Here is a 10,964-nt window from a genome sequence, read left to right as displayed (position 1 = left end):
CGACGAGCTACCGAACTGCTCCATCCCGCGCTAATACTATTTAAGACTACCTTTCTAATATATCATCTAATTCAAGGTAAGTCAACAACTAATTTACATTAGTTTTACAAGTTCTTTAATAAAGCACTCACATTTGGGTGCCTCATTAACAAGACTTTTACAGTATATAAACTTTCACAAAGAAAGTCAATGCATTGCACTAAGAAATTATTGTAAAAAAGCACTACATCATCCATAACTATACGTAAAGTGTTTAAATGGTCTCAAAAATTTTCTTGAAAGCCTACCTCATATTTCGATCCATCCTCATTTTCAAACTAGAATTGACTCTTCCGTTAATCTCCCCTCCTACCCTACTCTACAAAATAAGAATGACACACCTCACGCTTAGTTTAGACGCTCTTTCTCGTCTTAGCCACTCACTATACTATACTAAAAAAGGAGAGCCCCACGCCCTCCTCTTAATCAATCACTCATAATACCTTGCATGCGATTCTGTAGCTTTGTGAACGTCGTAAAGCCATTATCTTCAAGGAAGTGTCCGCCTCTTTCAGTGACTTTACAACGACCATCCAACGCCTTCATAAGACGTTCTGTTTCTTTATAAGAGACATGGTGATCATCTTTAGAACATAAACCATAGAAACGATCGACTTTCTTCTTCACAGCTTCGTAATCAATAGAAATGCCATCTAAGTTAATATTTTCATCAATATCTTTCGCATCTTCCTTAAATCCTGAAATACTGAAGAATCCTTCAATGTGTTCAACATCAGATTGCTCAAGATATTTTAAACTAGCGATTGTACCAAAGCCATGTGTAACGAAATACGTTTCATATTTACGAATATGTATTTGTTCATTCATTTCTTCTACCCAATGTGCAATCGCATCATTATCTTCTACAGGTAAATTAAATAATGTGACGTGATATCCTTCAAGTTGTAAGTTATTGCTGAGCCATTCGTACCAATGATTTGTCGAATCACCATATTTTGAATGCACGATAATTACATCTGTCATATAACTTGCTCCCTTACTTTTCCGAATTCATCTTACGTTCTTAATTTGTGTTCATTTTAACATACTTTCACTTGTAACTCATGAGCGGGCTTACCCCTGCCGAAGATAAACAAAAATCCTCACGAGCACGTCTCCTCCCCTTTTAAAAGAAAAAAAACCGCCCCATAACCTAAAATTATGGAACGGTAAATAATTAAACCATGCAATATCAGCCGAGTTCTATACTCAATCTAATTCATTATCAATTTGACCAATAAAGCAGTCGAACTTGTCTCGATTCTTTACAAATTCGCCCACTGCTACACTTCTAAAAATCTTCCATCAGACTTTCTACTGCTTCTTTCGCTTGTTTCACACAGTCTGGCAAGCCCACAGCCTCAAATGGTGCGCCTGTAATACGCAAGCGTGGATACGTCTGTTGGATGTGATCTTGAATCTCATGAATCGCTTTAATATGCCCTACATGGTACTGTGGCATACTCTTAGGCATACGATTAACGATACTAAAGTCAGGGTTACCTTTGAAGACCATCATATTGCTTAAGTCTTCAGTCACCATGCGCACAATTTCCTCATCTGTATGATCTTGAACTATCGTGTCGCCTGGTCTACCTACATAGGCACGCAGTAACACCTTGCCTTCTGGCGTGGTAAAAGGCCATTTCTTGCTCGTCCATGTACAAGCTGTGATACGCGTATCACTCGTTCTTGAAATAACGAAACCTGTGCCATCATAAGTGTTCTCAATGTTAGACGCATCAAAGGCTAAGACTACTGTTGCAACTGATGTAGAATCCATCGTCTTGAAATAGTCGAAAGCAGGATCATGCTCAAACCATTTCATAAATATTTGATGTGGTGTTGTGACAACTACACCATCATATTCCACTTCTTCCCCATCAATGACTAAATCATAATTAGTTTGAGAAACGATAATATCTTCAACCGGTGTATTATATTTAATTTCAACATTCAGCTTATTAATTAAATAATCTTCGAGATATTCAATAAATGAGCTTAAACCATTTTTAAACTGACGAAATTGACCGCTTGGGGCGCCTGGATAAAGTTGTTTCTTACGCTGACGTTCTTGTTTCTCGTGTTTCATGCCTTTAATCAAACTGCCATATTCTTCTTCTCGTTGCTTAAATTGAGGGAATGTACTCATCAGACTCAACTTATCTATATCGGTACCGTAAATACCACCCATTAAAGGTTCAATCAAGTTTACGAGCACTTCGTCACCAAGACGTTCTCTAAAGAAGTCGCCAACTGAAATATCGTCCGTCATCTTGATAGGCTTTTTAAACAAGTCTAAACCTGCACGTAGCTTGCCTCTAAAGGAAATCAAGCGCGTCTTAAGAAACGGCTTCACGTCAGTGGGGATACCCATTATAGAGCCACCAGGGATAGGATATAACTTGTTCTTCGCATAAATATATGATTGCCCTGTACGGTTGGTCTCAAGTTGGTCACCTAAACCGATATCTTCCGCAACATCTGTCATGATACGTTTACGTCCTAAATAAGATTCTGGCCCTAGTTCAATCGTATAACCATCTTTACGATAAGTCTTAATCTTACCGCCAGGACGTCCTGTAGCTTCGTAGATTGTCACGTCTACATCTGGACGTTGTTTCTTAATATAATATGCACTCGATAGACCAGTGATTCCTGCACCAATAATCGCTATCTGTCTTGCCAATTGAATTCACGCTTCCTTTACTTGCTTAGTAGATTGATTGTACCTCATCCACAATAGCTCCGATAAACAGTGGATCCGTGTTCGGCATTTGAGGTCTGTAATAATTGACTCCGAGTTCGTCACATACGACTTTACACTCATGGTCGTTGTCATAGAGTACTTCGAGATGTTCACAGACGAAACCAACGGGCGTATAGATAAAATGTTGGTAGCCGTGTTCTTGATAAAGTGTTCTCGTTAAATCTTGCACATCAGGTCCAAGCCATGGTGTCCCTGTGTTACCTTCTGACTGCCATCCTTCTGCTACATGAATGATATTAGAATGTGCTTGCATCAATTCTGCTGTTTCATGCAATTCTCGAGGATATGGGTCATTGTTACGTTCAATCATGCCTTTAGGTAAACTGTGTGCTGAGACCACAAGCACAGTTTTGTCATGTTCACCTTTTGGAATTTCTTCCAATGTTTCATTTACTTTTTCTGTCCAATATTGAATGAATTTAGGTTGTTTGAAGTAATGCTTCACATGTGTCATTTTGATGCCATATTTCTCAGCTTCTTCTTCAGCCCTTTTATCATAAGAACCTACTGAGAATGATGAGTAATGAGGCGCTAACACAACAGTTACCGCTTCTTCGATACCATCTTGATGCATCGCTTCGACCGCATCTTCAATATAAGGATGGATGTGTTTCAAACCGATGTATAACTTAAACGTCGTATCCTCATATGCCTCATTTAATGCATCTCTTAAAGCTTCAGCTTGCTTGTCTGTGGTATGTGCGAGCGGTGAAAGCCCTCCGATAAATTCGTAACGATCTTTTAAATCTTGAACCTCTTCTTCTGAAGGTTTCTTACCATGACGAATGTCAGTGTAATATGGTTCAATATCGCTTTCTTTGTATGGCGTTCCATATGCCATTACGAGTAAACCTACAGTTCGAGTCATACGTGACCATCCTTTTCTACTTAACTTTTTCTTTGTGTAAAATGCGTGTTACCTAGCGACGTGAATACTCATGTACGAAGTGCGTCACTTTCTTCAACGTTTCAGGTTGAACTTGTGGGAAGACGCCGTGTCCAAGGTTGAAGATGTGTTGGCCATAATCGCGACCTTGATCAATAATCTGCTTGATATTCTCTTCGATAACGTCCCATGGCGCTAATAATAGTGAAGGATCTAAATTACCTTGTAGCGTTTTATTAAGACCTAACTGCTTAGCTTCTTGAATAGATAATCGCCAGTCTAAACCGAGCACATCAATCGGTAGATCATTCCATTCTTGAGCAAGATGGCTCGCACCTACACCAAACAAGATAATAGGTACATCATGTTGAGCTTTAATACCGGAAATAAGTTTCTGCATCGCAGGCTTGATATAGCGGCGATAGTCACTCACATTAAGTGCCCCTACCCAAGAATCAAATACTTGGATAAGTTCTGCACCTGCTTCAATTTGTGCACTAACATAAGCAATAGACATGTCTACGAGATGATCCATTAACGCGAACCATGTTGCTTCATCGCGGTACATCATTGCTTTCGTGAAGTGATAGTTTTTAGACGGGCCACCTTCAATCATGTAGCTTGCTAAAGTAAATGGCGCGCCTGTGAAACCGATGAGCGGCACATCTAGTTTCTCTTCAGTTAATAATTTAATTGTATCTAAGACGTAAGGTACATCGCGTTTAGGATCGATTTGTCCTAATTTCTCCACATCTTGAATAGACTGAATTGGATTTGAAATTACAGGCCCTACGCCTGATTTAATTTCTACGTCTACACCTATGGGCTTTAACGGTGTCATGATATCTTTGTATAGTACTGCTGCATCAGTCCCATAGTTATCTACCGGTAAATGCGTTACATACGCACATAATTCAGGTTGATGCGTGATTTCGAAGAGTGAATATTTCTCTTTCAAGCGTCGATATTCTGGCTGTGAACGACCTGCTTGTCTCATAAACCATACAGGCGTATGAGAAACAGGTTTGCCTTGAATCATATCTAGAATAGTATTGTTCTTATTAGACACCGCGCTTCCTCCTACTTTATAATCATTCTTATCTATATTACCACATTGACTTTTCGGCGGTATTTTAAACTGCTTAAATGTCACAAAAAAGACATACAGCTTACGTTTAGAAAAGCATTGTCGCAACGTTTATGTTATATTATTAAACAATCATTATCATAACATATCTTGACGCTACCGTTAGCACGTTAAATGACTTTTTACTATTAAAATGAGGATAAGAACGTGTATGAAACGTTAGAAAAATGTTTAACACTTAGATATTTAAGTTATGAATAAATGTAAGGTGAACATCATATGCTTCAATTGAATGGTGAATCACTCGTGAACAATCATAGAAATAAAGACAGCTCAAGGGGGTAATCGCTATGAAATTATATGCGACATACGGTACTTATGGCTATTTGAATCAAATTCGAGTTAAACATCCGGAACATCCACTCTTACAGTTCTCTGCACCTGACTCTTCAGTAATCTTTGAGGAGACAGATGGCAAGACTGTGCTCAAACAACCTATCGTCTACGATGTTGTGAATGCAACAGGTGAACTCGATGAAGATCAATTCTTCTCTGTATTATTTATACCAACATCCGAAGATCATGCATATCAACTTGAGAATAAATTAAAAAACATTTCACCTGATTTCAGCCAATTTGCTGGTTTCAGAAGTTACCGTTTCTTAAAACCAGAAAAAGGCATGACGTATAAAATCTATTTCGGATTTAATTCACGCAGAGACTATGAAGATTTCAAACAATCCGCAACGTTCCAAGACAACTTTGCTAAATCTGCATTAAGTCAGTTCTTCGGTTCTTCAGGTCAACATTCAAGCTACTTTGAACGTTACCTCTTCCCTATCGAAGAATAAGTAGATGGATATGTAAAAGTTTTAAAAAACGATAAAATACAGTTAACAGCCCACAAATGAACAAAACATTTGTGGGCTGTTAGTTATGTTTGAAGAAATAACTTGAAAACGATCGATCTTTTTAAAGTTCGATTCTTCTTTATATCAATCACGTAATAGCGTTTCTTGATATTTTAACTTTTTAACAATATTGATGATTGTAAGCCAGCCTACCAATATAAAGACCAGACTTGCCAGGATATATTGGATAGCAATGAACGCATAAATAATGATAAAGATCACCGCAACGACAATCATTAAGCGATAAAGGAACTGACGGTAACCTTTAATCACTTTACTATCATCCACTGGCCAAACTTGCGGCCACAAACCATAGGCTTGTTGCGTATAGAACTGTGCCATTTGAAGTAAGATAATATACATAAATAGACTGCCGATAATTAGGCTGATGATCGGTTGGTGTAGCCAAATCATCAATACTGCCGCGATAACGACTAAACGTAGAATGATGTTAAACGCATCTTTCCCTCTCGCAAAGCTACGCGTAAATAAGAATAAATACATGCGTTCACTTGAGAATTTAGAACCTTTAGGTACAGATAATAAAGGATCTAAATAACGACGTCGTACTGCAGATTCACTGAGATGTTTCACATCCGTGAACATATTGACGAATTTGTAGTAATTCGTATGGTGTTGCTGTTCAATTTGAATCATGCGTTCCCAAGGAAAGAGATGATTGCGACTCGCTAACCAGATAAAGAATGCAAATGCGATGAGCACACCTATGATAGCCACACTCGTGAATTTACCCACATCGAGTGCGACATAGTATCCCATCGTAAAGATAATGAATAACACAACGTGCACAGACCAATTCTCAAGACCATACTTAAACCATTGCCATTTCAGCACTAAACCAAGGAATGGTGCAACGATAGCAAGGACGGCAAACAGAATATAGAATCCGTACGTGTGACCTTTGATTTGGTAGAACAAAGGAAAGAACACAATGAGTAGCACGATCTGTAAGGCAATTCTTTGCAAGTAGCTATAAATTAGGCTGTAACGCATATAACGTGTCATATGTCGTTCGAATGGTAGTAAGAATAACTTGTCCGCTTCTTTCAATAACGTGCGTACCGGAAACATCGAAGTTAAGGCGAAGATGATACTCGTAATGAGTGAATAATTGATTCCTTTAGGTATAGCACGCAACCATTGACCGTAGCCAAGGATAAATGCTCCTAGTAAGAGGACAAGAAATACTGAGAAATGACCATTAAAGATAAATTTGTTGTAGTAGCGCTTTTCCTTAGCGATAGCCTCTTTACGCGTTTTAAACAACGTTTGCGCTTGGACCGTCATACGCGTGTACCACCTTGCGTCACGTGAATATAAATCTCATCTAAGGTCTTATCCGTCAATCCCGTTTGTTCACGGAGCTCATCTAAGTTGCCTATTGCTACAATTTCACCTTGGTCAATAATAATGAAACGATCGCAATAGCGTTCAGCCGTCGCTAAAATATGCGTACTCATCAAGACGGTACGCCCTTCCCCTTTTTTCTCTACCATGAGATCAAGCATAGATTGAATTCCTAACGGGTCGAGCCCAAGGAACGGTTCGTCGATGATATAAAGTTCAGGTTCTACGATAAATGCACAAATAATCATGACTTTCTGTTTCATCCCTTTAGAGAAATGACTAGGGAAGACCTTGAGCTCTTTCTCTAAACGGAAAGTTTCAAGTAATGGCTGTGCTCTTTTCATCGCAGTTTCACGACTAATATTATAAGCCATCGCTGTCATATAAATATGTTCTTCTAAAGTTAATTCGTCATATATTACGGGCGCTTCAGGAATATATGAGAGTTTACGTCTATACGTTTCAACGTCATCTTGAATATTCGTTCCTGAAATTGAGAGTTGCCCTTCAGTAGGTTGCAATAGTCCTAAGATGTGCTTGATTGTTGTACTTTTACCTGCACCATTCAATCCTATCAAACCTACGATTTCACCTTCATTCAATTCGAAATTGAGATCTTTAATCACAGGTTTCTTGCCGTAACCACCTGTGAGATGTTCAACTTGTACTGTCATACGGCACCTCCATACATGTATTCTACCAAATTGTAGCACAGAATCATAAAGATGCTAGCATGAAATGACGGGTCAATTTGAATAATGCTATAATAGAAATTATGATAATAACAAGGAGTGAGGTAAAGATGTCTGAAACAATTTTTAGTAAAATTATCGATGGTGAAATCCCAAGTCACAAAGTATATGAGAACGACTATGTGTATGCGTTTCTAGATATTTCTCAAGTCACTAAGGGGCATACGTTACTCGTGCCTAAGAAACCTTCTGCAAACATCTTTGAAACAGACGCAGAAACGATGAAACATATCGGCGAAGCACTACCTAAAGTGGCAAATGCGATTAAACAAGCATTTAATCCAGATGGACTCAATATTGTGCAAAATAACGGCGAATTCGCTGATCAATCTGTCTTCCATCTTCATTTCCATTTCTTACCACGTTATGAGAATGATGTGGACGGTTTCGGTTACAAATGGGAAACGCATGAAGATGAGTTAAATGATGATAAAAAAGCAGAAATCGCTAAACAAATTCGTTCGCAATTTGACTAACGATGCTTATTCCATTGTGAAACGGGTACAATGATAAATAAGTATGATAAGAGACTTTGTTAATGTGAGGAGAATGAATATGAAAGCAGTGCAATTACTACTTGGTGCGAGCGCTGGTATTGCGACAGGTTTAGGTGTCGTATTGATGAATCGTAATCGTAAAAATGCGCCAGTATCTCATGCACAAGCGAAACAACCTGTAGGTGCAGAATCTGAACTTGATAGAGAAATCAATACGATTAAACAAAGTATTAACGATATTAAAAACTATGCAGTTCAAATCAAATCTGAAAGTACAGCGTTCGGCAGTTCTATTGGCGATGAAGTGAAAGAACTCATCGGTAACTTTAAATCTGATATTAATCCAAATATTGAACGTATCCAATCTAATATCGAGAATTTACAAAATAGAGGCGAAGAAATTTCAAAGACATTTGAAAAATAAAACGTCTCACATTTAAATAAATGACGTGAGTTGAAGGTGCTCTTTTGTTTAATAATATGAGCGTATATCAATTTCATAATGCACCCTAACGCACGCCTTATTAATTAAGGTAGGTCGAAGCCAAGACGATGCTTTCGCCCTACCTTTTTTGTGTTGTTCTCAATCCTTACTTGACGCATGAGCCATTTGAATAGATAATACTAAAGTGATTAAGTGCAACGAAGTTAACGAACAGAAGTTAAAGTAAGGAGTAACGCCTATGTTTATATGTACGAGACAAATTGATATCAATGCTCGTTTCGGTTTACCACGTCTTGCATTTTTAGGTTTCGTCACTACGATTATTTCATTTTTAATATGTTATGAAATTATGCATTACTATTCGAATGAGCCTTTAACAGACCACTATTTTTTACTTTTCGTACTCGGTGCGCTCTTGCTTTATCCGTTACACAAAGTGTTCCATTTATTATTTTTATTACCGTATTATAAATCTTTTCGCATTTATAAGATTAATAAAAAGAAAGCGTTGCCGTTTTACAATGTTTATGTGAATACGCCGGTCAATAAATATTATTTTGCTTTAGGTTTAATCTTACCTTTTATCATTATTACGGCGCTTGGCATTATCTTGACGAAACACTTTTTAAGTTTAGGACACTACTTTATGTTTATCGTAGCTTTGAACATGGGTTTTTCAATTTTAGACTTTTTATACTTGAAAATGATTCTCTTGTCGAATGAAGGCAATTATATTGAAGAACATCAAACAGGTATTAATATTTTAAGAAAAACAGATGGTAGATATCATATATAATTGGAAATTGATGAAGGTGAGACGCCGCAAGCCCTGCGATGCCGTCTCACCTTCTTTTTACAAACAGTAACTTTAAGATATTACTTTGCATAGTCCGAAATCTTTGCGATACTAACAATTGACGTCACGAGTTGAAACACGTTCATACTATAGTCCAATAGATTTCAGTTTCAATTGGTGCTTAAATAATAATATGTTATATTAGCGATGTTATTCTTACAAAAGGAGTTTGACGATGAAAGCATTTAAAAAAGTACTGATACCCTTAACTGCAAGTGCCCTTCTACTCGGAGGTTGTGGGCATGACGCAACAGATTCTAAAGATAATACATTAATTACATCTAAAGCTGGGAATGTTAAAGTAGCTGATGTGATGCATAAAATTGGTGACGAACAAATCGCTAACAGTTCGTTCCAAATCTTACTTAACAAGCTTCTCAATAAGGAATATAAAGATAAAGTTGATACGAAAGATATCGATAAAGAAGTGAAACAAGAAGAAAAACAATACGGTGGCAAAGACCAATTCGAAAGCATGTTGAAACAACAACATATGTCTATCGATGACTATAAAGAAGAAAAACGTCTTCAAGCTTATCAGAAACAACTTTTAGAAGATAAAGTGAAAGTGTCTGATAAAGATATCAAAGACAATACGAAGAAAGCATCACATATCCTCATCAAAGTGAAAGAAGATAAGAAAGATAAAGAAGGCTTATCTGATAAAGACGCGAAGAAAAAAGCTGAAGATATTCAAAAACAAGTGGATAAAGATCCAGATAAATTCGATGATATTGCTAAGAAAGAATCTAAAGATACACAAACAGCCAAAAAAGGCGGTAGCTTAGGTTACGTTTATAAAGGTCAAATGGATGAAAAATTTGAAAAAGCACTCTTCAAGCTTAAAGAAGGACAAGTTTCTGACGTCGTGAAGACGGACTATGGCTACCATATCATCAAAGCAAATAAAGAAGATGATTTCGATAAAGAAAAAGGTAAACTTAAATCTAAGATTATCCAACAAAAAGTTCAAAAAAATCCTAAGCTCTTAACAGATGCTTACAAAGATTTACTTAAAAAATACAAAGTAGATTATAAAGACCGTGACATCAAGAAAGCGATTGAAGACTCTATTCTTGATCCGCAAAAAATTAAGCAACAACAGCAGCAACAAGAACAACAACAAGCGATGCAAGGCGGCCAAGGCATGTCTATGGGTGGCTAAGCGATATAGTAAAGCGCAGTTGAACCACGATAACGTTCAACTGCGCTTTTTTCGTATTCTGTGTGTCCGCTTAACATCGAAATCTCAAATTAAATCAGTATATCAAAAAAGAGCATGAGACATAAATGTAAATTGACTTCTGAGATAAATAAAAATCAAGCTTAAAATAAATTCTTGAGCAAATTTTC

The 10,964-nt window shown here is 37.3% G+C and carries 11 protein-coding genes; 5 read left to right on the top strand and 6 right to left on the bottom strand.

All coding sequences use genetic code 11. The features are described 5' to 3' along the window. Nucleotides 1-465: 465 nt before the first annotated feature. The 4 genes from HMPREF2802_RS03895 to hemE form a co-directional block, all read right to left on the bottom strand. A complete protein-coding gene (locus HMPREF2802_RS03895) occupies nt 466-1,023 on the bottom strand; it encodes an RBBP9/YdeN family alpha/beta hydrolase (RefSeq protein ID WP_049411132.1) in 558 nt (185 codons plus the stop codon). Nucleotides 1,024-1,330: 307 nt separating this feature from the next. Next, nucleotides 1,331-2,728: a protoporphyrinogen oxidase gene (gene hemY, locus HMPREF2802_RS03890; RefSeq protein WP_070502824.1), complete on the bottom strand. Its 1,398-nt coding sequence runs from the start codon at nt 2,726-2,728 to the stop codon at nt 1,331-1,333. A 25-nt stretch (nt 2,729-2,753) separates the two neighbouring features. Next, complete coding sequence (gene hemH, locus HMPREF2802_RS03885; RefSeq protein WP_070502823.1) at nt 2,754-3,677, bottom strand: ferrochelatase; 924 nt, start codon at nt 3,675-3,677, stop codon at nt 2,754-2,756. 52 nt (nt 3,678-3,729) lie between these two features. Continuing rightward, nucleotides 3,730-4,764 (bottom strand): uroporphyrinogen decarboxylase, encoded by a 1,035-nt coding sequence (hemE, locus tag HMPREF2802_RS03880; protein ID WP_070502822.1) that lies wholly within the window; start codon nt 4,762-4,764, stop codon nt 3,730-3,732. Between the two features lie 368 nt (nt 4,765-5,132). Here hemE and HMPREF2802_RS03875 point away from each other — a divergent pair, with 368 nt between their 5' ends. After that, on the top strand, nt 5,133-5,633 hold the full coding sequence (locus HMPREF2802_RS03875) for a hypothetical protein (protein ID WP_002472700.1): 501 nt from the start codon (nt 5,133-5,135) through the stop codon (nt 5,631-5,633). Between the two features lie 144 nt (nt 5,634-5,777). Here HMPREF2802_RS03875 and HMPREF2802_RS03870 read toward each other — a convergent pair whose 3' ends face one another. After that, the gene (locus HMPREF2802_RS03870) at nt 5,778-7,001 is read right to left on the bottom strand and encodes an ABC transporter permease EcsB (protein WP_070502821.1); all 1,224 of its coding nucleotides are present in this window, start codon (nt 6,999-7,001) and stop codon (nt 5,778-5,780) included. Then, nucleotides 6,998-7,735: an ABC transporter ATP-binding protein EcsA gene (locus HMPREF2802_RS03865; protein ID WP_070502820.1), complete on the bottom strand. Its 738-nt coding sequence runs from the start codon at nt 7,733-7,735 to the stop codon at nt 6,998-7,000. The genes HMPREF2802_RS03870 and HMPREF2802_RS03865 overlap by 4 nt, the downstream gene beginning before the upstream one ends. A 128-nt stretch (nt 7,736-7,863) precedes the next feature. Here HMPREF2802_RS03865 and HMPREF2802_RS03860 point away from each other — a divergent pair, with 128 nt between their 5' ends. The 4 genes from HMPREF2802_RS03860 to HMPREF2802_RS03845 all read left to right on the top strand — a co-directional run bounded on the left by HMPREF2802_RS03860 (nt 7,864) and on the right by HMPREF2802_RS03845 (nt 10,776). Continuing rightward, a complete protein-coding gene (locus HMPREF2802_RS03860; RefSeq protein ID WP_070502819.1) occupies nt 7,864-8,289 on the top strand; it encodes an HIT family protein in 426 nt (141 codons plus the stop codon). Nucleotides 8,290-8,368: 79 nt separating this feature from the next. After that, nucleotides 8,369-8,734 carry a YtxH domain-containing protein gene (locus HMPREF2802_RS03855; protein WP_049408168.1) on the top strand — a complete coding sequence of 122 codons (366 nt, stop codon included), beginning with the start codon at nt 8,369-8,371 and terminating at the stop codon, nt 8,732-8,734. Nucleotides 8,735-8,993: 259 nt separating this feature from the next. Then, nucleotides 8,994-9,551: a DUF3267 domain-containing protein gene (locus HMPREF2802_RS03850; RefSeq protein WP_002471140.1), complete on the top strand. Its 558-nt coding sequence runs from the start codon at nt 8,994-8,996 to the stop codon at nt 9,549-9,551. 235 nt (nt 9,552-9,786) lie between these two features. After that, nucleotides 9,787-10,776, top strand: coding sequence for a peptidylprolyl isomerase PrsA (locus HMPREF2802_RS03845; protein ID WP_070502818.1), 990 nt, complete (start codon nt 9,787-9,789; stop codon nt 10,774-10,776). Nucleotides 10,777-10,964: the final 188 nt, after the last annotated feature.

It is taken from the genome of Staphylococcus sp. HMSC071G07, assembly GCF_001811435.1.
GTDB lineage: Bacteria > Bacillota > Bacilli > Staphylococcales > Staphylococcaceae > Staphylococcus > Staphylococcus pettenkoferi.
Note: the sequence above shows the minus strand (reverse complement) of the source record. Positions and strands in the feature narration are given on the sequence as shown.